The 24767-nt window shown below is 72.3% G+C and carries 17 protein-coding genes and 1 pseudogene; 5 read left to right on the forward strand and 13 right to left on the reverse strand.

All coding sequences use genetic code 11. The annotated features are described in order from the left end of the window. The first annotated feature begins 101 nt into the window (after nucleotides 1-101). Together ACWGR4_RS25125 and ACWGR4_RS25130 are read left to right on the forward strand one after the other, a co-directional pair. Entirely contained in the window at nucleotides 102-425 is a 324-nt protein-coding gene (locus ACWGR4_RS25125) for an ArsR/SmtB family transcription factor (RefSeq protein WP_380007287.1), read from the forward strand. A 110-nt stretch (nucleotides 426-535) separates the two neighbouring features. Continuing rightward, complete coding sequence (locus tag ACWGR4_RS25130; protein ID WP_380007291.1) at nucleotides 536-736, forward strand: hypothetical protein; 201 nt, start codon at nucleotides 536-538, stop codon at nucleotides 734-736. A gap of 69 nt (nucleotides 737-805) precedes the next feature. Here ACWGR4_RS25130 and ACWGR4_RS25135 read toward each other — a convergent pair whose 3' ends face one another. Together ACWGR4_RS25135 and ACWGR4_RS25140 are read right to left on the reverse strand one after the other, a co-directional pair. After that, a complete protein-coding gene (locus ACWGR4_RS25135; RefSeq protein ID WP_452132914.1) occupies nucleotides 806-1735 on the reverse strand; it encodes an LLM class flavin-dependent oxidoreductase in 930 nt (309 codons plus the stop codon). A 51-nt stretch (nucleotides 1736-1786) separates the two neighbouring features. Continuing rightward, on the reverse strand, nucleotides 1787-3502 hold the full coding sequence (locus ACWGR4_RS25140) for an amidohydrolase (RefSeq protein ID WP_452132915.1): 1716 nt from the start codon (nucleotides 3500-3502) through the stop codon (nucleotides 1787-1789). Nucleotides 3503-3599: 97 nt separating this feature from the next. On the opposite strand from ACWGR4_RS25140, the gene ACWGR4_RS25145 reads away from it, so the two are divergent. Further along, nucleotides 3600-4292 (forward strand): type 1 glutamine amidotransferase, encoded by a 693-nt coding sequence (locus tag ACWGR4_RS25145; protein WP_452132916.1) that lies wholly within the window; start codon nucleotides 3600-3602, stop codon nucleotides 4290-4292. A gap of 115 nt (nucleotides 4293-4407) precedes the next feature. Here the strand turns inward: ACWGR4_RS25145 and ACWGR4_RS25150 are convergent, their stop codons facing one another. From ACWGR4_RS25150 to ACWGR4_RS25200, 11 genes and pseudogenes are all read right to left on the reverse strand, one after another. Next, nucleotides 4408-10923: a DUF5979 domain-containing protein gene (locus ACWGR4_RS25150; RefSeq protein WP_452134241.1), complete on the reverse strand. Its 6516-nt coding sequence runs from the start codon at nucleotides 10921-10923 to the stop codon at nucleotides 4408-4410. Between the two features lie 230 nt (nucleotides 10924-11153). Then, on the reverse strand, nucleotides 11154-12440 hold the full coding sequence (locus tag ACWGR4_RS25155) for an MFS transporter (protein WP_452132779.1): 1287 nt from the start codon (nucleotides 12438-12440) through the stop codon (nucleotides 11154-11156). Between the two features lie 9 nt (nucleotides 12441-12449). After that, the gene (locus ACWGR4_RS25160) at nucleotides 12450-13016 is read right to left on the reverse strand and encodes a GNAT family N-acetyltransferase (RefSeq protein WP_380007309.1); all 567 of its coding nucleotides are present in this window, start codon (nucleotides 13014-13016) and stop codon (nucleotides 12450-12452) included. Beyond that, nucleotides 13017-14201 carry a type III PLP-dependent enzyme gene (locus ACWGR4_RS25165; protein ID WP_452132780.1) on the reverse strand — a complete coding sequence of 395 codons (1185 nt, stop codon included), beginning with the start codon at nucleotides 14199-14201 and terminating at the stop codon, nucleotides 13017-13019. A 19-nt stretch (nucleotides 14202-14220) separates the two neighbouring features. Further along, complete coding sequence (locus ACWGR4_RS25170; protein WP_452132781.1) at nucleotides 14221-15534, reverse strand: DUF6271 family protein; 1314 nt, start codon at nucleotides 15532-15534, stop codon at nucleotides 14221-14223. Next, nucleotides 15516-16589: a phytanoyl-CoA dioxygenase family protein gene (locus ACWGR4_RS25175; RefSeq protein WP_452132782.1), complete on the reverse strand. Its 1074-nt coding sequence runs from the start codon at nucleotides 16587-16589 to the stop codon at nucleotides 15516-15518. The genes ACWGR4_RS25170 and ACWGR4_RS25175 overlap by 19 nt, the downstream gene beginning before the upstream one ends. 988 nt (nucleotides 16590-17577) lie before the next feature. After that, nucleotides 17578-18759 carry an NAD(P)/FAD-dependent oxidoreductase gene (locus ACWGR4_RS25180; RefSeq protein WP_452132783.1) on the reverse strand — a complete coding sequence of 394 codons (1182 nt, stop codon included), beginning with the start codon at nucleotides 18757-18759 and terminating at the stop codon, nucleotides 17578-17580. A gap of 3 nt (nucleotides 18760-18762) precedes the next feature. Beyond that, nucleotides 18763-18951, reverse strand: a complete 189-nt coding sequence (locus tag ACWGR4_RS25185) for a ferredoxin (protein ID WP_380007324.1) — start codon at nucleotides 18949-18951, stop codon at nucleotides 18763-18765. 55 nt (nucleotides 18952-19006) lie between these two features. After that, a complete protein-coding gene (locus ACWGR4_RS25190; RefSeq protein WP_452132784.1) occupies nucleotides 19007-19858 on the reverse strand; it encodes a fumarylacetoacetate hydrolase family protein in 852 nt (283 codons plus the stop codon). After that, nucleotides 19855-20811 carry a DODA-type extradiol aromatic ring-opening family dioxygenase gene (locus tag ACWGR4_RS25195; RefSeq protein WP_380007330.1) on the reverse strand — a complete coding sequence of 319 codons (957 nt, stop codon included), beginning with the start codon at nucleotides 20809-20811 and terminating at the stop codon, nucleotides 19855-19857. Before ACWGR4_RS25195 ends, ACWGR4_RS25190 begins: the two co-directional genes overlap by 4 nt. Beyond that, a pseudogene (locus ACWGR4_RS25200) lies at nucleotides 20807-22274 on the reverse strand (aldehyde dehydrogenase); the annotation flags it as partial. The gene ACWGR4_RS25195 and the pseudogene ACWGR4_RS25200, both read right to left, overlap by 5 nt. A 174-nt stretch (nucleotides 22275-22448) precedes the next feature. On the opposite strand from ACWGR4_RS25200, the gene ACWGR4_RS25205 reads away from it, so the two are divergent. Both ACWGR4_RS25205 and ACWGR4_RS25210 read left to right on the forward strand, forming a co-directional pair. Beyond that, complete coding sequence (locus ACWGR4_RS25205; RefSeq protein WP_452132785.1) at nucleotides 22449-23960, forward strand: aldehyde dehydrogenase; 1512 nt, start codon at nucleotides 22449-22451, stop codon at nucleotides 23958-23960. 112 nt (nucleotides 23961-24072) lie between these two features. Then, on the forward strand, nucleotides 24073-24762 hold the full coding sequence (locus ACWGR4_RS25210; protein WP_452132786.1) for a gamma-glutamyl-gamma-aminobutyrate hydrolase family protein: 690 nt from the start codon (nucleotides 24073-24075) through the stop codon (nucleotides 24760-24762). Nucleotides 24763-24767 lie beyond the last annotated feature (5 nt).

A 24767-nucleotide genomic window follows, 5' to 3' on the forward strand; every position in this document is an offset into this window, starting at 1 on the left:
CCTTGCTGGAACCGCCGTCACGGGCCCGCGCGGGACCACATCGGCGCAGGTCATCCGGTCTGTAGAAATGGATTGTTCGAATGTCGCGGTACAGTGGGAGCATGAGTTACCGCCACCCGGACCGGGATCAGATCCGGATCGAGAGCGTCCTGTCGGCACTCGGCAACCCGCTGCGACTCGGCGCGGTGCGGGTGCTCGACGCGGGCGGGGAACACAACTGCGGCAGCGTGCTCGCCGTGCTGGGCGTGACCGCGAAGTCGACGATGACGCACCACTGGCGCGTGTTGCGGGACAGCGGCGTGATCACCCAGGAGCCCTCCGGTCGGGAGAACCTGCTCTCGCTGCGCCGGGCCGACCTCGACGCCCGCTACCCGGGCCTGCTCGACGCGATCCTGAGCGGCGCCCGCACCGACGCCGACGAGTAGGCCCCGGCTCCGTCGCCCGGGGCCGCCGCGATCGGCGCAACGCGTGGTGTCCGATTTGCATCGGTCGGGTACTACCACCGATTCCGGTATCACGGCGAGGGAAGTGTGCGATGGAGATCGGTACGAAGGTCAGGGCGATCACGGCGCTCGGCGGCGGACTTCGCCAGGAAGTGCCCGCGGACGCCGAGGGCTGGGTGGTGGCCAACCGGTTCGGCGGCGAGATCGAGGTCGCCTTCACCCTCCCGGGTCTGCTCGGCGGCACCCGTACGGTCAACGTCCCGGTGGACCCGATCCACGTGGCACCGGTCTGAGCGGCGTCAAGGTACCCCGAGGCGCCGGGACCAGGCGGGGTCGCGCACCGCACGGCGCGCGGGCGGGGCTCACATCGTCGCGACCCGTCGGACGATGTCGCGGCACAGCGCGCCCACTTCGGCCCGGTCGTCGGTGTACTGGGAGGGCTTGACGCAGATCGTGCCGAAGCCGCGCTCCAGTTGGCCGGGGATGGACTCCAAGGCGAGTTCGATCGGCGCGGGGCTGTGCGCGTCCGGGAAGGTGGGCCGGATCCCGCCGACCATCTCCAGGGCGTCCGCATCGCGCCCCGCCTCGCCCAAAGCGGCGCGCAGGTCGGTCAGTTCGGCGTCGGTGGGCCGGCCGAGCGGGTGGAAGCCGTGGCCGTACCGGACCAACCGGCGCAGCAGCGCGGGATGTACCGAACTGCCGCCGATCCACAGGCGCGGGCCCGATTCGCGGTAGGGCTTGGGCACCAGGTAGGCGTCTTCGAAGCGGTAGTCCTCGCCGGCGAAAGAAGCCGGGGTGTCCCGCCACAACACCTCCCAGGCGGCCAGGTGTTCGTCCAGGAGCCGGCCGCGGCGCTCGTACGGGACGCCGAGGGCGGCGTATTCGGGCGGGTGCCGGCTCACGATCGGCTGCACCACCAGGCGCCCCTGGGCCAGCAGATCGAGGGTGGCCAACTGCTGGGCCAGCGCGAGCGGATGGCGCAGCGGCGCGATCACTCCGGCCGCGATCAGGCGCAGTCGGGTGGTCCGCGCGGCGATCGCGGCGAGCAGGAGCAGCGAGTTCGGCCACGGCGTCGCCGGGTCCTGGTTGCCGGGCAGGGCGTACTCGCGCGGGTTCGCCATCAGCCCGTTGGCGTCCGAGCCCGGGCCGAGCACGATGTGTTCGCTGACCATGACGCCGTCGAACCCGGCGTCCTCCGCCTCCACCGCCATGCGGACCAGGGCGGGCAGGTCGCGGGGGTCGGTCAGGGTCCAGTTCTCGCTGAGCACGAGGATCATGCGGGGCGCGGGCATGGCGGTCCTTACGTCGGGCATCGGGCATCGGGAAAGGGGCTTCGGGGCGGGTCAGGCCGAGTACACGATCCGGCCGTCGAACACCGTGAGTGCGACCGGCAGTTCGGCGATCTCGTGCGGGGTCGCCGTGGTGAGGTCGCCGGCCAGGACGCAGATGTCGGCGACCTTGCCGACCTCCAGGGAGCCCTTCCAGTCCTCGGCGAAGTCCTGGCGCGCGGCGTTGATCGTGTACGCGCGCACCGCGGTGGCCAGGTCCACACACTGCTCGGGGCCGCTGGGTTTGCCGGTCGCCTTCGACTCGCGCAGCATCATCGCGGACACCCCTCGGCGCCAATCGGGGTGGGTGATCGGCGCGTCGGAACTCGCGGTGACCGCGATGCCGGCCTGCACCGCGCTGCGCACCGGCCACTGGTAGGCGGAGCGTTCGGGGCCGACCACGCCGTCCATCAGGTCGGCGATCGTCCACTTGATCGCCGGGTTCATGTTCACTCCCCAGCCGTGCTCGGCGAGGGTGCGCAGGCTGCGTGGGGTGCAGAAGTCGCCGTGGATGACGTAGTGCCGCTCGTCCTCGCGCGGGTGCGCGTCGGCGGCCTCCGTGAATGCCTCGACGAGGGCGTCGATCGCCTGATCGCCGGTGACGTGCACGCCGATCTGGTGGCCCGCCGCGTGGGCGTGGCGCACGATGGTGCGCAGTTCGCCCACACGCAGCTCGTCGGTGGAGCCGTGCATGCACAGGCAGCCGTTGCCGCCGCCGACGTACTCCTCGTGCATCCACGCGGTCCGGCTCGGCGGGATCCCGTCCGCGAAGACCTTGACCCCGAGCACTCGCAGGATCCGGGGGTCCAGGTCGTCGATGCCCTCGGGAAGCGGTGCGGCGAGGCGTTCGGGCAGCACGTCGGCGGCTTCGCCCATGGCCAGCGGCAGTAGCAACACGCTGACCCGCGCGTCGAGTTCGCCGCTGCGCGCCAGGTCGGCGTAGACCGCCAGGGTCTCCGCGCCGGCCGCGCCGAGGAAGAGCGAGCCGCCGCCGGGGCCCAGGCCCGGCTCGGTGAAGCCGGTGATGCCCTCGGCGTGACAGATGGCCACCGCCGCGCGGATCGCCCGTTCCCGATCTGCCCGGGTCATCGGCGGTACGGCCGCGTTGACCAGGTTCTGCGCGCCCTCGCGGAGCAGGCCGGTGGGTTCGCCGTCGGGGTCGAGTTCGATGATGCCGCCGGGCGGGGCGACGGTGTGCCGGTCGATGCCCGCCAGTTCGAGGGCGCGGCTGTTCAGCCAGGCGGTGTGTCCGGTGAACTCGTAGAGCAGGACCGGGCGATCGTTCACCACGGCGTCCAAGTCCCGGCGATGCGGCGTACGTGTGCGGGCGCCGCCGGTCGCCGACGGCCCGCACTCGGCGAGGTAGCCGACGTCCCAGCCGTTCCCGATCACCCAGGCGTCCGGCGGGAGGGTCGCCGCGTGTCGGGCGACGGCGGCGGTGATGTCGGCGATCGAGCCGACGGCGGGATGGGACACGTCGACCGCGAGCGGCGGCCGGGTGGCGCCGAACGCGCACGCGTGCAGATGCGAGTCGTCGATGCCGGGCAGCGCACTGCGGCCGGCCAGGTCGATCACCGTCGTGTCGGGGCCGATCAGCGGCCGGATCTCGGCGTCCGAGCCGACCGCGACGATCCGGCCGGCCCGGACGGCGAGTGCCTCGGCGATGGTGAACGCGGTATCGACGGTGAGTACCCGACCATTGATCATGACGAGATCGGCGCCGACCGACATGGAGGTCTCCTAACCCGATATTATTTGAGGCCAAACGATATGGATCGAACCCGGCCGCCACAAGACCTCGGGCCGGATCGACGGAAGGAGAGCTCCGGTGCGTGCCCTGATCATTCGCCACGACCACCCCTCACACGCCGGATTCGTCGGCATGCGACTGGCCGAACGCGGCTTCGAGTCGCACGACGTGACCGTCGTCCCCGACGAACGTTTCCACTCCCCCGACGTCCGGTTCGCCTTCCCGAACCCGACCGACTTCGACGTCATCGTGGTGCTCGGCGCGCCGTGGTCGGTCTACGACACGGCGACGATAGGCACCTGGGTGGGCGACGAACTCGATCTGCTGCGCGAGGCGGTCGCGGCGGACGTCCCGGTCCTGGGCATCTGCTTCGGCGCCCAGGCGCTGAGCGCGGCGCTCGGCGGCACGGTCGAGCCGGCCCCGAAGTACGAACTCGGGTGGCACCGGGTCGAGACCGACGATCCGAACCTGATCGCCGCCGGGCCCTGGTACCAGTGGCACTTCGACCGCTTCACCGTGCCGCCGGGCGGCCGGGAGATCGCCCGCTCGACGGCCGGGCCCCAGGCGTACGTCGTCGGCCGCTCGATGGGCGTGCAGTTCCACCCGGAGGTCACCCCGGACATCGCGGCCGCGTGGCTGGCCCACGGCGGTGCCGACCAGGCCGCCGAACTCGGCCTGGATGTCGAGGACTTGCGGCGGAGCGAGGCGGGTGCGCGGGAGCGGGCCGCCGCGCTGGTGGACGTGTTCCTGGCGGAGATCGCCAAGCTCTGAGCAACGGGCGTTCCGGACGCCTCTCGGCGAGCACCCGGGTTCGGGCGCTCGCCGAGGGACGTCTTCGGGCGTGGGCCCGTGTCCCGGAGACCTGCTCGGGACGCGGGCCGGTGGCCTACTGCTGCTTGCGGCGCCTCCGTGCTCCGGCGCGGATCAGCACGAGGCCGATTCCGGTGAGCGCCGCGGCCAGGGCCGCGAGCAGAACCGGGGACAGGCCGACGCCGGTGCCCGGGAGCGGCGTGGGCGTGGGCGCGGGCGGGGACGGCAGCAGCGCGGGCGGTGTCGACGGCCCGGTCGGCGGGGTGGGCCCGGTCGGCTTGGTCGGCTTGGTCGGCTTGGTCGACTCCGTCGGCGGTACGACCGGCGCCGTCGGCGTCGTGGGCGGACCGGTGGTCGCCGGACCCGTGCTCGGCGGACAGGTCGTCGGCGGCTGCATCGTGGGCGGCGCGGTCGTCGGCGGGTGCGTCGTCGGCGGGTGCGTCGTCGGCGGGTGCGTCGTCGGCGGGTGCGTCGTCGGCGGGTGCGTCGTGGGCGGCACCGTGCTCGGCGGGTGCGTCGTCGGCGGGTGCGTCGTGGGCGGCACCGTGCTCGGCGGCGCGGTCGTGGGCGGCACCGTGCTCGGCGGCACCGTGGTCGGCGGCAGCGTCGTAGGCGGCACCTCCCGGTGGCTGTTCGTCACCGTCACCGCCGCCTGACTCCCCACCTGCACCACCCCCGGCGGCGTGCTCGGATCGGTGTCCACGATCGTCACGTCGGTGTTCGGCGGCCGGTTCACCTCGTCGACCGTGCAGCGCGCACCGGCCGGCACCGTGATGGTCCGGCTCTGGTCGGCGGTCAGCGTGAACCGCGCGTCGCCGGCGGGCAGCACGATCGGCAACTCGCCGCCGTCCGACTCACGCGCGACACACTCGACGGTGATCGTGTACCGACCGTCCCCACCCGTGCCCGACACCCGCTTGGTGACCATGAGCTGTGCCACGTCGAAGGTGTTGACGGCGGTGATCGTCACCGGCTTGTCGCTGCCGATCGTCACCGCCTTGTCCGGGGTGTCGTGGTCCACGACCACCGAGGTCGCCCCGCCGGTGCGCGATTCGGTCGCCCGGCAGCGGGCCCCGGTGGGCAGCGGGTAGCCGAGGTCGACCTCACGCTGTCCCGCGCCGTCGAAGGTGTACGGGCGCCGGTCGACCAGGGTCTGTACCCGCCCGTCACCGGTGTCCAGGACACAGGTCAGGAGCAGCGTGTACTCCCGGCCGGCGGCGAACCCGGCGCCGGGGCCGGTCACCTGCTTGGCCAGCCGCAACTTCCCGGTGGTGAAGGTGTTGACCGCGTTGATCACCACGTTCGGCGCGTCCTTGGTGACGATCACCGCGTCGGCGTGGTTGCCGTGGTCGATGGTCACCTCGGCGGCGCCCCCGGTCGCCGTCTCCTCGGCCCAGCAGCGGGCGCCGATCGGCAGGTCGGGGATGTGCAGGCTCGCGCCGGCCCTCAGTTCGTAGCGTTTGCGGATCACGAAGGCCACGGCCGGCGATCCGCCGTCGCCCTCCGCCTCCCGGATGCAGGTGACCCGGAAGCCGAACACCGCGTCGCGGACGTACGGCGCGTCGGCCGGCGCGCCGGCAACCCGCTTGTTCAGCGTCAGCGATCCGGTGGAGAAGGTGTTGGTGAAGTCCGCCACGACGGTGTCGGCCTGGTCCTGGCCGGGCCGGATGGTGATCGGGCCGACCGGCGGCGGTGCCTGGTCGGCGCCGGCCGGGTCCGCCTCGGTGACGACGCACTCGGCGCCGGCCGGGAGGTCGTCGAGCGATCCGGTCAGGTCCGGGGCCTTGAGCGCGAGGGTACGGATCACCGCGTCGGCTTTGCCGTTGAACGCGCAGGCCACGTGGAAGCGGAAGGTGCGGTCGGCGAACGTGCTGCCGGGGCCCTCGATCCGCTTGACCACACGCAGTGAGCCGGTCGGGAAGTCGTTGGCGACGGTCAGGCTCGCGGTCCTGCCCGGAACCGAGTCGACCACCGCCGTGTCGGGCGCTGCGCCGACCGAGTCGCCGGCCGTGACGGTCACCGTGCCGGCTCCACCGCCCACCGGCTCGGTCGCGGTGCAGTGTGCGCCGGTGGGCAGTTCGTCCAGGGTCTGCAGGCCGGCGCCCGCGAACACCAGGTCCTTGGGGAAGCCGGTCAGCCGCTGTCCGGCCAGGGTGCAGTCGACGCGGACGGTGAACGGTCCGGAGCCGACCTCGCCGGCGGCGGCGCCGGTGACCGTCTTGGCGACGCGCAGGCTCGCCTTCTTGTACTCGTTGGTGATCACCAGGTGTTGGCCCTCCTCGTCGGGCCGGGCCGGGGTGATCACCGCCTGCAGGGCGTTGGCCTCGCCGAGATTGGCGCTGTGCGCGCCGGCCGAATCGGTCTCCCAGACCCGGCAGTTCGCGCCGGCGGGCACGCCGACCAGGGCCATCGGGGTGTACGGGGTGATCTCCCACGTGCCCTCGCGCACCACCTGCGGCGTGCCGCCGGCGGGGGTGACGGTGCACTGGTAGGCGACCGTGTACGGGCCGGGCGGCAGGCCCTCGGGCAGGCCGGCCACGGCCTTGTCCACCCGCAGGTTGCCGAAGCGCATCCCGATGCCGACCTTCGGCGGTTCGGTGACCGGGAGTTCCTCGGCGGCGCCGTTGCGCACCACGGTCTCCGAGTGGGCGAACGAGTTCCAGGCGATCGCGGGATCGCCGGGCTCCCGCAGGTCCGTCGGCGCGGACATCGGCAGCCGGACCAGGATCTCGCCGCCGGGGGCGAGCAGCGGGTCGAACGTGACACCCATCTCCACGCCGGTGGCGTCCGGGGTGTGGGTGGGCTGCCAGTTGCCCGGGGCGCAGGGGCGGCTCGGGGTCGCGATGGTGGTACCGCACGGGCTCGCGACGGTGGAGTAGCGGGTGGTCAGCGTGCCCGGCCCGACCAGTTCGGGGGCGCCGGTCAGCAGCGGGCGCGGGACCCACTCGGTGCCGCGCTGCTGGTTGCCGAGCAGTACGCCGGTGTCGCCCCGGTAGGGGAAGACGTCGAGGAGACGGACCTCGCGGCCCGGCTCGGTGCCGGTGTTCACGGCGCGGATCAGGTATTCGAAGCGTTGTCCGGGCAGGACGAGCGCGGTGCACGGGTACTGCGTGTAGGTGACGCCGGCGCGCTTGAACAGCGGGCAGGCGGGCGAGTCGAGTGGGACGTAGGTGTGGGTGACCGAGTTGTACAGGCCGAGCGTCGGGTCGCCGGTCACCCACTTGGATGCCTCGAACGCGGTGCCGGGCAGGGTGGTGACCTCGGCGCGGGAGGTGCAGTACGTGCCCCGGCCGAAGTTGGCCAGGTCGTCCACGGCGATGCCCTCACGGGCCGAGCCCGGTGCGCAGTCCAGGTCGGGACGCCGGTCGGAGCCGGCGCCGGCGATGTTCTGGATCACCGAGTCGCCGGGCACGCCGGGCGCGAGCCGGACCTGGAAGGTGATCTTCAGCTCGGCGCCCGGCAGCAGGTCGGTGCCGGTGAAGCGCCAGATCACCTTGGTGATGCGTCCGGTGCCGTCGCGCTGCGGTTCGTACGTGGGCACCGGCGGCGGGGTGGTGCCGGGGCCGGTCGCGGTGACCCGGAAGGGCATGCCGCCGGGGCCGGCGAAGGATTCGTCGAAGCGCAGCAGGTCGGGGATCGGGTCGGCGACCACCGGATCGGGCACCACGCCGGTGCCGGTGTTGCGCACAGTGATGGTGAACGGAGCGGTCTCGCCGGGTCCGATCCGCGAATCGGGGGTCTTGGTGACCGCGAGTTGCGCGGTGCCCTCCCGGAGGGTGAGCGTCGCGGTGCTGTCGCCGAACGGGAAGAGCCCGCCGGGTTGTTGCAGCCGGCTCTCGCCCGCCGCCGAGGCGGTGTCCGCGAGCGTGTCCGGTACGGGGGTGCCGGGCGCGGAGCGCAGCGCGGCGCGGGCGGCCACCTTCAGGCAGACCGTGGCCTGCGGACAGGGCCCGTCGGCGGGGTAGTCGGAGCGGGGCACGAGGTCGTAGTCGCCCCGGGACGAGGTGAAGGTGAAGCGCAGGCCGCGCACGTCGGCGGCGGCGACCCCGCCGGGCAGGCCGGGGGTGTTGCTGCCGGTCGTGGTACCGGTGATCCAGGTCGCGCCGGGATCGGCGCAGGCGGTGGTACAGGCGTCCACCCGGACCTGGTCGGCGCCGGGCGGGAAGCTCACCCCGGCGATCCGCAGCAGGTCGGCGGCGTCGAAGAAGTCGGCGTCGTTGTCGGTGACCACGAGCTGCTTCAGGTTGGTGTTGCCGGTGTTCTCGGCCCGGATCCGCAGGTCCACCTCCTGGCTCGGCACCCCGGGCAGGGGCCGCGCGACGGTGGAGGGGGCCAGGCTCTTCTGTACCGAGCCGCCGGTTCTGGCGGGCGCGGTGGTGGTGTTCTCGCTGGTGCAGGCGGGGCCGCCGATGGGGGTGCCGGCAGAGCCGATCTGCATGCAGTTGTGGATCTGCGCTCCGTCCGGGACGCCGTCGCGGCGTTCCACGGTGACGTTGAGGATGATCCGGCCGTGCGAGGGCAGGTCGCCCTCGACGTGGGCGCGCACGCCCCGGGCCCGGGTGAGCAGCGCGGCGTCGCCGGCGGCGTAGGGCACCCAGGCCGAGGCGGCCGGGTCGTACACCTCCAGCACGATCGGCAGGCCGTACGGGTAGCGGTAGGCGACGCTCAGCGAGGTCAGCCGGGCGATGTCGAAGACGGTGCCGGTCGCGGTGGGGTCCGGCGGGTCGGTGATCGAGGGCCGGTCCATCGCGCCGTTGCCCTCGTTGGCCAGGTCCAGGGTGAACGTCACCGGGGTGCCGGGCGGCAGTTCGGCCTGGTCGACGCTCTTGCTCTGCCGGACATCGGTCCGGGGCGATTCGAGCGGCAGCGACGTGCAGGCCGTGGACGAGCCCGCGCCGGAGCCGTCCACGGGGTTGGTCGCGCCGGCGTCGGCGCAGTTCGCCACGCCGTCGCGGGCGTCGGACTGGTCGACCCGGGCGTTGAGCGTGCCGTGCAGGGCCAGGCCGCCGGTCGCATTGGGCACGATGGTGCCGTGTCCGGCGGCGTCCGTGCCGGTGTAGGCGATCGAGACCCGACTCGGCGGACTGCCGTTCGGACAGCCGGTGTTCGGCAACACCTGCTGGTCCGGCGGCCGGGTCAGCGCGACCGGGCTCGGGGTGCTGCCGTCGCGGCAGGTGACGGTGAGCGTCGCGGCGACCGCGCCGCGCGGGAAGTCGACCCGGAGCTTGGTGACGTCGACCTTGTCGAACTCGCTCACGGCGGAGCCGGACGGCTCGGTGATGGTCAGCGACGCGACCGGGAAGGAGGCGGTGTTGCCGGCGCCGACGACCATGGTCACCGGTGCGCGGGTGCCGAGCACGGCGGCGCCGTCGGCGACGAAGTCGCCGTTGGTGTCGGAGAAGAACTCCTTGGTCGCGGTGACCGTGGCGATGTTCGGCAGGATGTCGAAGTCGGCGCAGGCCGGGGCGCCGGCCACGCTGCCCGCGATCGGGTCCTGGGCGGTGGTGGCGGCGCAGTTGTGGATCGTCGTGCGGGTGGCCGGAGCCGGCGGGTCACCGGTCGAGCGGACCGTGTCCCGCAGGGCGAGCCGCATCGGCACCTGGCCGCCGGTGGGGTCGTAGGGCAGCGCGGAGCCGGACCCGTTGGTGAACTCCAGGCGCACACCGGTGACCCTGCCCGGCTCGACACCGGGGGGCAGCGGTACATCCGGGCCGGCGGTGAGCGGTCCGGCGACGTACTCGGCGTCGGTACACGGGGTGCCGATCGGCTTCGTGCAGACCAGGACCCGCACCCGGTCGGCGCCGGCCGGGAAGCGGTCCACCGGGCCGACCCCGACCAGGTCGAAATTGTCGAAGGTGGCGGGGGTGGTGTCCTCGACGGTGAGTCGGGTGACCTGGGCCGAGGTGGACGACGCGTTGCGCACGCCGAGGGTGATGGTGCTCTGCGCGTGCGACTGGGCCACCGCGGAGCCGTCGGCCCAGCGTTTGGTGGTGATCGGGCGGACCTCGCGCGGGATGTGCACGGTGACGTCCGCGCTCGCCTCGGCCGGGTCGGCGTTGTCCGCCTTGATCGTGGCGGTGTTGGTGATCCGCGTGCCGTCCTCGAACGTGGTCTCCCGGGGCACCCGCAGGCCGATGGCGAGGTTGCGACTGGCGCCGGCGGGCAGGCCGGTGCTGCCGGCCGGGGCGGGCGGGCTGGGCAGCGGCTCGGTGAAGGTGATCACCAGCCGGCGGGTGGCCGGGTCGTAGCTCACGGTCCGGGTATCAGTGGTCATCGGCAGCGAGGTGACGTCGAATCCGGCCGGGAGTACGTCCTCGACCACGGCGCCGACACAGGAGGTGGTCAACGACGAGCAACTGGCCGTCAGTTCGTAGGAGAAGACCGCGCCGGGCTCCAGGGGCATGGTTGCCCCGGTCACCTTCTTCCGGATGCCCACGACGGCGTCGGCCGCGGCGACCTTGTGGGCCGCGGGCCGCGTACGCCCGTCGTCGGCGGCCGACGCACCGTCCCACGAGGGGAGCGCGAACAGGCCGGCGACCATGGCCGTGACCAGGATGAGGCAGGCGACGCTCAGCCTCGGGTGTACGCGCATGCGTTTCCTCGCGGGGTTACGGCACTCCATGGGATCGGGCGGCCACATTATGTGATGGATGATCATCATTTGTGCACATTGATCACCGCGGCGGGTCGCGCGTCGGGCGTCGTCGATCGCCCGGCCGTGCGCGCAGACGAGGAAGCCCCGTCGCCCGCCTTCTCGTAAGCGGGTGACGGGGCTTGCGTCCGTGTCGTGGCTCGTTGGCCACGGACCGGGGCTCGCGCGGGTTACGCAGGTGCGTCGGTGAGCGGGGTGCGGTCGGCGGGGGCGGGGATGGGGGCGGGCTCGGCGTCCGTGTCGGTGTTGACGTCGGCGTCGGCGTCGGCGTCGGCGTCGGTCACGCTCGTCCAGTGGATCTGCGTCGCGCAGACGGAGACCAGGAGGGCCGAGGCGGCGACCGCGCCCATCCCCCACACGAGGCTGCTGCCGCTCGCGATGAAGCCGATCAGGGCCGGCCCTGCCAGCAGGCCGGTGGTACCCATCGCGGCGACCAGGGCCAGTGCGTCCGAACCCGCGCGCGCCGCCGCGACGTACACACACGGGGTGACCGCGGCGACGCCCAGGCCGACGCACGCGAAGCCGATCAGCGCCGGCACCACGCCGCCGACCACAAGCGCGACCGCCAACCCGGCACCGGCCAGCACACTTCCGACCCGGACGATCCGCCCGTCGCCCCAGCGGGTGCGCCACCCGTCGGCGAAGACCCGGGCGAGCACCATCATCACCGAGACCACGGCGATACCCAGCGGGGCCACCTCGGCCGACGCGTGCACGACGTCCTTCATGTACAGCGCCGACCAGTCGTTCATCGCGCCCTCGGTCACCGTGCCGAAGGCCATCGCGCAGCCCATCCAGATGGTGATCCGCGACGGCATGCTCAACCGGCGCCGGCCCGCGGGCGCCGGCTCGTCGGCGGCCGGCTCCGGTGCGGCCTTGGGCGCCGCCTCGTCCTCGGTCAGCAGCCCGGGCCGGGCGTAGCCGATCAGCAGCGCCAGCAGTACGGCGGCCACCGCGAAGTGCGCGGCCAGTGTCGAGGTGAGCGCGTTCATCCCCGAGGCGAGCAGCGCGGCGCACAACGACCCGCCGCTGAACGTGGCGTGCAGCTTGGCCATCGCCGTGCGCTGGTACCGCACCTCGAGCGCGGCGCCCTGCGCGTTCATCGCGACGTTCAGGCAACCCACCGCCACCCCGTCGAGGCAGATGATCAGCAGCGCCACGGGGTAGTTCGGCGCCACCGCCAGGGCGAGCAGCAGGACACCCAGGGCGAGCGCGGACAGCAGCGCGAGCAGACGCGAGCCCAGGCGTCGGGTCAGGATCGCGACGAGCGGGAACGAGGCCGCCGCCCCGGCTCCGCAGGCCATCAGCAGCAGACCGACCTCGGCCTCGCCCAAATCGAGCTTGCTCTTGATCGCGGGCAACCGCGACGCCCAGGTGGCGTACTGGAGTCCGAGAAAACAGAACAGTGCTGCGATCGCCACCTGTGCCCGGCGGAAATCATCGCGAACGCGAAACATGTGATCGGCCTACTTCGTCATCCGAGGGTGATCCGCGCGACGGATCGTCGATGGTCCGCGCCGGGCCGGACGGGGGTCCGCGGCCACCGGCATGGACATGTACACCGCGTCCGGGCCGTAGCTCGCGGGGAGTGCGATCTCGCGCAGGGCGTGGAACCCCTGCGCCGACCAGAACCCCTCGCTGCCGCCGACGGAGACGAGGGAGATGCGCTGGTACCGCTTGGCGCGCGCCGCGGTGCTCACCCGGCGCAGCAACTCGCCCGCCAGGCCCTCGCCGCGGTGCGCCTCGCCGACCACCAGGTCGTGCAGGTGCAGGTTGCGCGAGTGGAAGACCACCTCCTCCTCGCGGTCCAGGTCCGGGTATTGCCCGACCGGGTATGGCAACGACAGGACGTAGCCCGCGAGTTGCCGGCCCACCTCCAGCACGAAGCAGGTGGCCGGCGAGGAACGGGCCCGCGAGCGGAGCGCGGCCCGTCCCTCCGACAGTGCGCCGTCGGCATAGGTAGCGGCTTCCAGCGCGACGATGTCGTCCCAGTCGCCTTCGGTGATGTGCCGAATGCGCACGTCGTGGTCCATCTACACCAGACCTTCCACGGATACGTCGACGCAGGTGTACGGCAGCGGGGCGAACCCGTTGAAGCCCTGTGTGGTGTAACTGGTGGCGTAGGCGCCGCTGGAGAGGATCCACACCGGATCCCCCGAGGCGACCGCCCTGGGCACCTGGACGAGGTCGCCGTCCGCCCCGAAGGCGTCGTCGCTGTCGCAGGTGGGCCCGGCCACCACGGCGGGCACGTACTCGGCGCCGCCGTGTGTGGGGAACACCAAGCGGTACTGGAGTTCGTCCATCTCGTACAGGCCGTTGAACTTGCCGCAGCTCAGGTACAGCCAGTTGCGGCGCTGCCCGTCGGGCTGTTCGCGCGTGGTCAGCCGGGACACCCGGGCCCGGATCGCACCGTTGTCCGCGACGAAGTAGCGCCCCGGCTCCATCAGGAAGTCGAGCGGCACGGCGGACACCCGGCGCAGCCGCCGGATGCCCTCGCGGATGACCTCGAAGATCTTGTCCAGTGGGGGTTCCAGCGGTTGGCCGTGTCGGTCGAGGTAGCCCAGCGCCGGCAGTCCGCCGCCGAGGTTGACGTGGTCGGGGTGGATCCCGCGCCGGTTCAGTGCCGCGAGGGTGTCCGCGATCCGGTCGAACGCCTCCTGCCAGCCCTCGGTGGTCATCTGTTGCGAGCCGACGTGGACGGACAGTCCGGCGGGGATCAGGCCCTCGGCGCGGGCCCGTTCCAGGATCCGCAGGGCATCGGCGCCGGAGCAGCCGAACTTGCGGCTGAGTCCCCACAGCGCGCCCTCCCCGCTGGTGGCGAGGCGGCAGAAGACTCGGGAGCCGGGGGCGTGTGCGGCGATCGCGGCGACGTCCTCGATGCTGTCGGTGGCGAAGTCGCGGATGCCGAGCCGGTACGCGTCGGCGATGTTCCGGTCGGACTTGATGGTGTTGCCGTAGTGGATGCGGTCCACGGGTACGCCGGTCTCGATCGCCTGCGCGATCTCCTGCGGGCTGGCCGCGTCGAAGCCCGCTCCCTGGCGGGCCAGGCAGCCGAGCACCTCGTCCACGGGGCAGGCCTTCATCGCGAATCGCACCGCCACGTCGGGGAGTTCGCGGGTCAGCGTGTCGTAGCGTTCTTCGATGCCCGCGAGATCGAAGACGATCAGGTCGTCGTCGGCGGTGGCCAGGGCGGCGCGCATGTGTGCGTTTACGTGCATGATGTCGGTCCGGGTCCCACTATCCGTGCGGTTCGTGGAGGCTTGTGGTCCGGCTCGCCCGGACCAGCGAATCCCATGTCTCGATCAGCAGCGCGAAGTCCTCGACGTCCTCCTGGACCTCGTCGAGCAGGCGTGGGCCGCGGGTGGCGAGCGTGTCGGCGAACTCGGCGTAGCGCCCGCCCAGTCGCCGGTAGGAGCGGTCCAGGCTGCGCAGTCGGGCGATGTTGTCGGTGCGGTCCGACCGGGTGCTCTCGCGGGCGAGTTCGGCGATCACCGCGGGACGTACGTGGCGTTCGTCGTCCAGGAGCGTGCCGCCGGCCGCCGCCATGCGGTCGTAGATGAACTCGAAGTAGAGCATCGAGAGAAAGAACTTGGTCAACCGGGTCTGGTAGGCCGCGAATCCGGGGTCGGTGCGGCGTTCCGCGGTGTAGAAGTTCACGATGTTGCGGTTGTGCAGGACTCCGGGCAGCGCGGCGTCGTGGATCAGGTGCAGGAGGAAGTAGTCGCTGCCGATGGTGTCGGTGGCCGGCGGCAGCGGTACCCGCTCGTACACCGCGTGGTCGAACGCGACGTTGCACATGTCCACCCGCATCGGGTCGACGACGGTCAGGAGCGAGTGGTCCGCGACGAACGGCGCGGTGCCCGCGCCCGTGAACGACTCGTCGACCAGCTCCCGCTTGCGCTCGTCGGACCAGGCGGGCGGGGCCCACAGGCCGACCACGTCGTAGTACACCTCGGGGTCGAGGCGGCGGATCTCGCCGATGTCGACCGAGAGTTCGCCGACGAACGAGCTGCCGACCAGGACCACGGGGTCGGCGGCGAGGGTCGGGTCGAGGGTGGTCTCCGACACGCCGGCGCTCGCCTCGCGCGCCGGTCGGCCGAGCGACATCAGCTCGTGGTGGATCGGGAAGACGGGAGCGCCGTCGAGCATTTGGTAGGTGCTGTCCGAGTCCCGGCGGTGGATCGATCGGCAGCCGAGGGCGGCGGCGATCAGGAACGCGCGGTTCGTGCAGGCGCCGTAGGAGACCCGGTCCGGGAGCATCAGGTCGAGCAGCAGGTCCGGCTTGGTGACGTCGGCGCGGGCGAGAACCGCGCGGAGGAAGGCGCGCTGTTCGCTCTCGTCGAGGTGGTGCACGACCACGTGCGGTGTCGCCGGCAGAGCGGCGACCGCCTGCCGGTGTTCGCTCAGTGTCGCCGGGTCGGCGGAGTCGAGGATCAGCAGGTGCACCTCGACGTCGAAGCGCCCGGCCGCATGGGCGGCTTCGGCGGCGATCGCCGAAATGGTCGCGGCGCAGGCCCTGTTGGTGGGGAGGGTCAGGCAGATTGCGTGCATTGCGCTTCTCCGGTCGATGGTGCGGGTGTGTGCCCGCTCCAGGATTCGAGGCCCAGGAGCTTCCTGCCGAGGTCGTTCAGCGTCGCCGTCTCGTACCTGAGGGATTCGTGTTTGCGGGCGTCGCCGACCAGCGTCTTGTTCCAGTCGGGGGTGCGCAGGTGCCGCCAGGAGTCGACTCGGGATTCGGTCAGTTCCCGGTTGCTTTCGAGCGCGGGCATCATGGACAGGTACTGGACCGCGCGCACGCCGCGCTCGGAGGTGTTGCGGGCCACGCCGTGGGCGAGCAGTCCGTTCCAGATCAGCAGGTCGCCGGCCGCCAACTGCGGTCGCACCACCGGGTATTCGTCGCGGTCGGCATCCGGCCGGATCGGGTCGCGGTCCTCGGGTTGGCCGGACTTCCAGTGCTCGAATCGGCGGAACAGCTCCGGCGAGCACTGGAAACCGCCGTGGTCCGTGCGGGTGTCGTCGAGCGCGATGATGCCCTGTACCCGCTGCGGGGGTGTCGCGAGTGTGGTGTCGACGTCCCAGTGCAGCTCGATGTCGAAACCCTTGTCCGTGGGCGCGATGTGCGCGCGGTCACGGTCGCGGACGTTGGGCGGGTTCAGGTTGAGCCGGTCCAGCGTCACCCACAGCTCCTCGCAGTCCCACACGTCGACGAAGGCGTCATAGACACGGGCGGACTGGCGGCTGTCCCAGATGAGTTGGTGGTGGTATGCCTCGACGAAGCCGTAAATGTGCAGCTCGCGATCCAGCGCGGAACGGAAGTGCCGGTCGTCCGAGTACCAGCTCTCGGGGTCGTCGGGGTCGAGCCCCTGGAAGTCCCAGGCGAATTCGAGCAGTCGCGCGGCGGCCTCGGCCGGGATGGCCTCCTTGACGACGACGTACCCGTAGGTCTGCCAGAAGTCGAAGTCGGCTTCGGAGAGCACCCGCAGGGGTCGGGTCTTCTTCAGGTCGCGCAGCGGGGTCGGGGCCAGGTAGGTCTCGCCGATCGAACTGAAGTAGGGGATCTCGGACGCGGCTCGGTACGGGTATGGGTCGGATTCGGGCGTCGGCATACGATCCCTCCAAGGCTCGAATGATCTGGTCGGTATGGGGGCGTGGGACATCGCGGTTCGTGCCGGCGTACCGGCGCGTCGGCGCGATCGCCCCGCCCCCGGCCGTCGCCGTCCGGGATCGACCGGGCGAGTCGAGGCACGGGCGGCGGTCGGCCGTTCCCGGGCACGTGAAGTCGTGGATAGGAAAGGGCGGTTCGCTCGTCATCGGACAAGCGCGGCTGCTCGCGCGCGCTCGCCCGGCCTGCGGGTCGCCTCGATCCGACCGGGGGCAGGACACATCGCAACCTCGCCTGCCTGCGCGTGCCGCGAGGTCGTGCCGGTCGCGGAACGTGTGTCGGGTGAGGCCGCCGATGTGGTGCCGTGTGCGGTGCTCGGGAGTTCGGCTGTGGGAGTCAGCCGTGGAAAACGGCCGAGGGAGGTCGGCCGGGAGGTTCGGCGGTACAAGGGGGGTGGTCCGGGGAGGCCGTGATCCCCGACGAAGCCTCGATCGGGATTCCTACCTCCTCGTATCCGGCGCCGCACATCGATCGCGGACACCCAAAGCGAACGCGAGATGCCTCACCGACCGGCCGCGCTACCACGCTGCGGCCATGCCGGGACACACACCTCTCCAATCCCCGTACCTCTAGGTTGGTCTAGACCAACTTTCAGTGTCAACCCCCACGATGATCCTTTTTGCAACGGCGCGTTCCCGCATGATCACGCAGGCGGAGGACGGGGGCTCGGCGACGCGCGAGGTGTTCGGATGCCGTTCGACCTCGGTTGCCCGGGAGTTCGCTGGGCGTGCCGGCAACTGTCGTGCGGAACCCGCTCGAAGGGACGAGAATCGGCCGGCACGACGTCGCCCGGGCGACCGCCGGTCGCTCGTCCGGGGCGGCGGGACGGCGCGGGCGTACACACGGCAACAGCTACGACTTCGAGTGGGAACCGGACTGCTCCGTGGTCTTCGACACGGAGGGTTGCGACAGCGGGGTCACGCGGGAGGGGGTCAGTCGAGGTGGCCGCGGTATTTGGTGGACAAGGGGTGGCCTCTGGGGGTCAGGGCCACCACGCCCACCAGGGTGTCGTCGCGGTGGTAGCCGACCGCGCAGGCGGTGGTCCACGTGCCTTCGAGGAGGCGGATGTCGGTGGCACCGAGGGCGGGGGCGCCGTAGGACTGGAGGCGGTCCTCGTACTGGTCGGACCAGAAGCCGGGCAGCGGGGCGAAGGGGGCGTCGGGCGCGGCGGTGTCGGACAGGTGGGCGGTCAGGGTGCGGGCCGCGTGCCTGGCCGTGTCCGTGGGGATGCTCCAGTGTTCGACGCGGCGTGGGACGTCGTCGTAGCGCGGGTTGGCGAAGCGGGCCACATCGCCGACGGCCACCACGTCGGGGCGGGATTCGACCCGCAGGGCCGCGTCGCAGCGCACGCCGTCGGTGAGGTCGAGGCCGTTGCCGGTCAGCCATTCGGTGTTCGGGATCGCGCCGATCGCCTCGATCACCACGTCGGCCGGGAGCGTGCGGCCGTCGTCCAGGACGACCCCGGTGGCGTGCCCCTTCCCCGTCAACCGCTCCACCGTGCGGCCGAGTTCGAAGCGCACCCCACGATCCGTGTGCCGCCGGCGCACGGCCGCGCCGAGTTCGGCGCCGAGCGGGCGGTACATCGGCTCCGCCTCCCGCGCCACCACCGTCACCTCCGCCCCCGACAGGCGGGCGGTGGCCGCGACTTCGCAGCCGATGAAGCCCGCGCCCACGACCACCACCCGACGCCCGGGACCGAGCGCGTCGCGCAGCCCGCGCGCGTCGTCGAGGGTGCGCACCACGTGCCGCCCCACCGCCGGCCCCGGGCAGCCCAGCCGACGCGCACGCAGCCCGGTGGCCACCACCAGTCCCGCGTACGACAACGACGATCCGCCCGCCAACCGGACCCGACGCGCGTCCAGGTCGACCCCGGTCACCGCCTCGCCCAACCGCCAGTCGACGTCCGCGCAACTCGCGCGCAGCCGAAAGGCGACCGCCGCGTGCGTCACCTCGCCGGCGAGCGCGTCCTTGGACAACGGCGGCCGGTTGTACGGCATGTGCGGCTCGTCGCCCAAGACGGTGATGCCGCCGGTCCAGCCGGCCGCCCGCAGTTGTTCGGCGGCCCGCAGACCGCCCATGGACGCGCCGACGACCACCACCCGACGCCCGGTCATCGCTCAGTCCTCGATCGTGATGGCCTGCAACGGGCAGACGTCGGCGGCGTCCTCGACCGCGTCGCGCAGCGTGTCGTCCGGTTCGGCGACGAACTCGAGGCGTCCGGCATCGTTGATCCGGAACACCTCGGGCGCGGAGAACACGCACTGCCCGTGGTCCCGACACCGGTCCATGTCGACGATGACCTTCACGGTCGTGGTCCCTTCCGTTCGAATGAGGTGGGCGGCCGAGCGAATGGCGGGCAACTCATCGCCTGGGCGCGCGGATTCCGCGCAGCTCCCAGTCGCCGCCGAGGGCCGTGGAGCGCACCTCTTCGGACTCGGTGGGCTGCGCGCCGCAGTCGGTGCGAATGGGGGTCGGGCCGGTGACGATGTGGTTGGTCAGTCGGCCCAGGCCCTCCGCCTCGACCTCGACCACATCGCCCGGCTGTACGGGACGCGAGCCGGCCGGGGTGCCGGACAGGAGCACGTCGCCGGGGTCGAGCGTGATCGTGCGGGCGATGTCGGCGACGAGGTAGTGCATGTCCCACTCCATCTCGTCCGTGGAACCCTCCTGCACCACCGCGCCGTTGACGTAGGTGCGCAGCACCTTGCCGCGGAAGTCCCAGCCCTCGACCAGGCCGGGGCCGAGCGGGCACAGCGTGTCGGAGCCCTTGACCCGCAACATCGAACCGGCGTCGGTGTCCCGGAAGTCGTGCAGGCCGTAGTCGTTGGCGAGGGTGTAGCCGCGGATGTACGCGCCCGCGTCGGCGGGGGCGATGTTGCGGCAGGTTCGGCCGATCACGATCGCGATCTCGCCCTCGTAGTTGAGGTATTTGCACCCGGCCGGGCGAACCACCGCACCGCCGTGCGCGTTCAGCGACGAGGTCGGCTTGTGGAAGTAGGTCGGCGCGGGCGGCAGCGAGGTGCCGAACTCCTCCACCCGGCTGCGGTGGTTGAGGTGCACCGCGACGATCTTGCCCGGTGCAATCGGCGGCAGGTGGTGCGCGGCGGCGGCCTTGATCCGTCGGCCGTCGGCGGCGACCAGTTCGGCCCCTTCGCGGACGACCTCGACGACGGCGCCGTCGAGCAGGATGCGGCGGTACTCGGTGGTGGTCATTCGGCTCGTCCTCGGGAGGTGTGGGGGTCGGCGACCCGGGAGGTGGGGTCGGCAACCCGCGAGGTGTGTGCGTGGGGCGCCGTCCAGCCGCCCGCCGGTCGGTCGAACCAGACGTGTGCCTGCCCGGTGCCGGTGGCGTTCTCGTAGTCGCCGACCAGCCGCCCCGGCGCGGTGCAGCGCTCCTCGCCGAGCGCGCCGAGCATCATCAGGTAGTGCCCGAAGCGGGCCTCGGGCTTGTGGCGCAGGAAGTCCGGCATGCCCGCGAGTACGCTCGCGTGGTCTCCGCGCTCCATCCAGGCGATGCGCTGCTCATCGGCGGCGCGCGCCTGCGGGGTGCGCACGTGGACCGGGTCCGAGGCTTCGTGGTCGCGCAGTTCGCGCAAGCTCCAGAACGTGTGCGAGAACGCGCCGGACGCGATCAGGAGCACCCTGCGGTCGGTGGCCGCGATGCCGTCGGCGAGCGCCCGGCCGAGCCGCAGGTTGTCCTCGACGTCGGCGGTCTGGCAACAACCGATGCCCAGCCAGCGTTTGCCGGGTACGCCCAGGTGGTGCCACAGGTTGACGGTGGCGTAGTGGATCGGCAGGAACGGGTCCTCGATCGGGGTGATCCAGGTGCCGTGCTTGGCGGCGAACCCGGCAGTGGCGTGCGCCAGTTCCGGGTCGCCGGGGAAGGCGTAGGGAATCTGCCGCATGCCGCGCGGCAGTTCCTCGGAGGTGTACAGCCCGGCGCGGTGCGCCTGGGCGGCGACGACGAACTCGACGGTGGTCGCCCAGTGCGAGTCGAAGACCACGACGGTGTCGTAGTCGAGCCGTTCGAACACCTCGGCGCGCAGCCGGGCCAGGGCCGGGACCAGGCTGATCTCCCGTCCCTCGTTCAGCTCGTGCCGCACGTCCGGGGGCAGCATGATGGTGGGCGAGTGGGCCAGGATGCCCGCGCCGACGATCTCTCCCATGGTCAGTGCCATCCGTTCGGCGAGGTCACGGTGTTCTTGACGTCGCAGTAGAAGTCGAAGCTCCAGGTGCCGCCTTCGCGGCCGACGCCCGACTGCCGCGCGCCGCCGAAGGGTGCCCGCAGGTCGCGGACGAAGAAGCAGTTGACCCACACCGTGCCCGCGACGAGCCGTGCGCCGACCCGCCGGGCACGCTCCCGACCTCCCGTCACCAACGTTGCGGCCAGCCCGAATCGGGTGTCGTTGGCGAGGGTGATCGCCTCGTCCTCGGTGGTGAAGGTCTGGAGGGTCAGCACCGGGCCGAACACCTCCTCCTGGACGATCTCGGCGTCCTGGGCGACGTCGGTGAGCAGCGTGGGGCGGTAGTACAGTCCGCCCAGCCCGGTGTGGGGGCCGCCGCCGAGCAGGGCCTTGGCGCCGGCGTCGAGCGCGCGGCGGACGAAGCCGTCGACCCGGGCGAGGTGCTCCGGGTGGATGTTGGGTCCCATGTCGGTGGCCGGATCGCGCGGATCGCCCTGGACCAGGGTGCGGGCCTTCGCCAGGAACCGGGCGGTGAACTCGTCGGCGACGGCGGCGTCGACGAGCAGCCGGGTGGCCGCCAGGCAGACCTGGCCGGCGTTGTCGTACTGTTCGACGGCCAGCTCCACGGCCAGGTCCAGGTCGGCATCGGCGAAGACCAACAGCGGGGATTTGCCGCCGAGTTCGAGGCTGACCGGGGTGAGGTTGGCGGCTGCGGCGGCGCCGATGTGCCGGGCGGTGGGGACCGAGCCGGTGAAGCTGATCCGGCGCACGTCCGGGTGTGCGGTCAGCGCGGCGCCGACCTCCTCGCCGTAGCCCTGGACCACGTTGAACACCCCCGCCGGCAGGCCCGCCTCGGCGGTGATGTCGGCCAGGAGCGATGCGGTCAGCGGGGTCCATTCGGCGGCCTTGAGCACGACGGTGTTGCCGGCCGCGAGCGCCGGGGCCACCTTCCAGGTGGCCAGCATCAGCGGCGCGTTCCACGGGGTGATCAGCACACACGGCCCGGCCGGGTCCCACGAGACCCGATTCTCGTGGCCCCGGGTGTCGAAGTCGTCGTGCCCGAGCGAGTCGGTCAGCCAGTCGGCGAAGAAGCGGAAGTTGTGCGCGACCCGCGGCATCACCCCGCGCAGGTGCGAGCGAAGCAGCGCGCCGTTGTCCGTGGTCTCGACGATCGCCAACTCGGCGAGCCGGGCCTCGACGCCGTCGGCGACGGCGCGCAGCAGCCGGGCCCGCTCGGCGGGCGACGTGGCGGCCCACCCGGGGAAGGCGGCGCGGGCGGCGGCCACCGCCGCGTCGGCCTCGGCGCGCCCGCCCCGGGCGATCTCGCCGAGCACGGCGCCGTCGATCGGCGAGACGTCGGTGAAGGTGTCCGCGGACCCGACCCGCTCGCCACCGATCCAGTGCCGGGTGTCGACGGTGACGCCCGCGACGGTGACCTCGGTCATGGATACCCCTCCAAGTCGTTTGACCCCAAACAATTTAGCCGGCGCCGAACACGCCGGTCAAGCCCTCTCCCGGGAAGGCCGTTCCGCTGTATCGTTTGCCCCCAAACAATCATCACGAAGGCCCCGCCGTCCGGTCGCCTCGCGCGGCCGACCACCCCGACGAAAGCGGACACCATGACGGAGCACCCGCACCCGAGCGACCCGCCCCACCAGCCCACGCACCACGACTGGCTACGACGCGCCGACCGCCTCCGTCCCGTGACCGTCCATCACATCGACGGCGAGGACCACCCCGGCGGCGGCGACACCTTCACCGTGATCGCCCCGCGCGACGGCACGCCCCTCGCCGAGCCCGCCCGCGCCGGGCAGCGCGAGGTCGACCTGGCCGTCGCCGCCGCCCGCCGCGCCTTCGACGCCGGGCCCTGGCCCCGACTGGCTCCGGCCGAACGCGGCCGGGCGCTGGTCCGGCTCGCCGACGCCGTCGAGGCCCACCGCGCCGAACTCGCGCTGACCGTCTCACTGGAGATGGGCAAGCCGATCACCGAGGCGTACGACATCGAACTGCGCGCGGTGGCGGCCACGTTCCGCTGGTACGGCGAGGTCGCCGACAAGCTGGTCGACGAGGCACCGCAGACCCCCGCCGACGCCCTGGCCCTGGTCACTCGCGAACCGGTGGGCGTGGTCGCGGCGGTCGTCCCGTGGAACTTCCCGCTCACCATGGCCGCCTGGAAGGTCGCCCCGGCACTGGCGGCCGGCTGCACCGTCGTCCTCAAACCCGCCGAGCAATCACCGCTGTCCGCGCTGCGGTTGGGCCGCCTCGCGAGCGAAGCCGGCCTGCCGCCGGGGGTGTTCAACGTGATCGCCGGCGAGGGCCCGACCACCGGCCGCGCCCTCGGCCTGCACCGGGACGTCGACGTGCTCGCGTTCACCGGCTCCACCGCCGTCGGCCGGCACTTCCTGCGCTACGCCGCCGACTCCAACCTCAAGCGGGTCTGGCTCGAACTGGGCGGGAAATCCCCGCACATCGTGCTGCCCGACGCCGACATACCGGCCGCCGCGGCAAGCGCCGCATGGGGCATCTTCTTCAACCAGGGCGAGATGTGTACCGCGCCGTCCCGGCTGCTCGTGCACTCCTCGATCGCCGACGAGGTGGTGGACGCGGTGGTCGACCGGGCCCGCGCGCTGCGCGTCGGCGACCCGCTCGACCCGGACACCACGATGGGCGCATTGGTGACCGCCGAGCACCTGGCCCGGGTCGGGGACCACATCGCCCGCGCCGACGCCGCCGGCGCCCGGCTGCGCACCGGCGGGGCCCGGCTCGATCGCCCGGGCCACTACCTGGAGCCGACCGTGTTCGACCGGGTCACCCCCGACATGGCGCTCGCCCGCGAGGAGGTGTTCGGCCCGGTGCTGGCGGTGCTCACGTTCGATACCGAGGACGAGGCGATCCGACTCGCCAACGCGACCGAGTACGGCCTCGCGGCGGGCGTGTGGACCACCGACCTCTCCACCGCGCACCGCCTGTCCCGAGCCGTGCGCGCCGGCACGGTCTGGGTCAACTGCTACGAGGAGGGCGGCCTCAACGTCCCGTTCGGCGGCGTCAAACAATCGGGCCACGGCCGGGACAAGTCGCTGCACGCGCTCGACAAGTACACCGACCTCAAGACCACCTGGATCCGCCTGTGACCCGGCCGTCCGGCACCTCGCCCGACCCGCACGGCGGTTGGTTCCGAGCGGCCGGGCCGCCGGCCCCGACCCCGCAGCACGCCACCGTCCCGCCGCACCTCCGGAGACCCCCGTGCCCCGTCCCCTGATAGCCCTCCCCTGCCGGTTCGCGGCCACCGCGTCGGCACTGCGCTACGCCGCCGAGGTCACCGCCCGCGCCCTCGCCGAGGCGGTGTACCGGGCGGGCGGCGAGCCGTTCATGATGCACCCGGCCGAACCCGCCGGTGCCGCAGGCCGGTTGGCCCGCGCCGACGGCCTGCTGCTGCCCGGCGGCGGCGACTTGGCGCCGAGCACCTACGGCGCGGACACCACGCACGACGAGGTGTACGACGTCGACGCCGACCAGGACGCCTTCGACCTCGCCGCCGCCCGCCACGCACTGGCCGTCGGCCTGCCCACCCTCGCCGTCTGTCGCGGCCTCCAGGTGGTCAACGTGGCGCTCGGCGGCACGCTGTCCCAGGACATGCCCGTCCACCACCGCCACGTCGTGCACCCGGTGACGCTGACCCCCGACTCGACCACCGCCCGGGCCGCCGGCACCAAGGAGCTGGACGTCTCCTGCTACCACCACCAGGCGATCGACCGCCCGGCCCCCGGCCTCCGGGTCACCGGCACCGCCGCCGACGGCATCGTCGAGGCGGTCGAACTCGTCGACCCCGCAGGCTGGTTCGTCGCGATCCAGTGGCACCCCGAGGACACCGCCGCCACCGACCCGACCCAACAGGCCCTGTTCGACGCACTGATCGAGGCGGCCACGAGGTAGCCACC

The organism is Embleya sp. NPDC055664 (assembly GCF_053618075.1).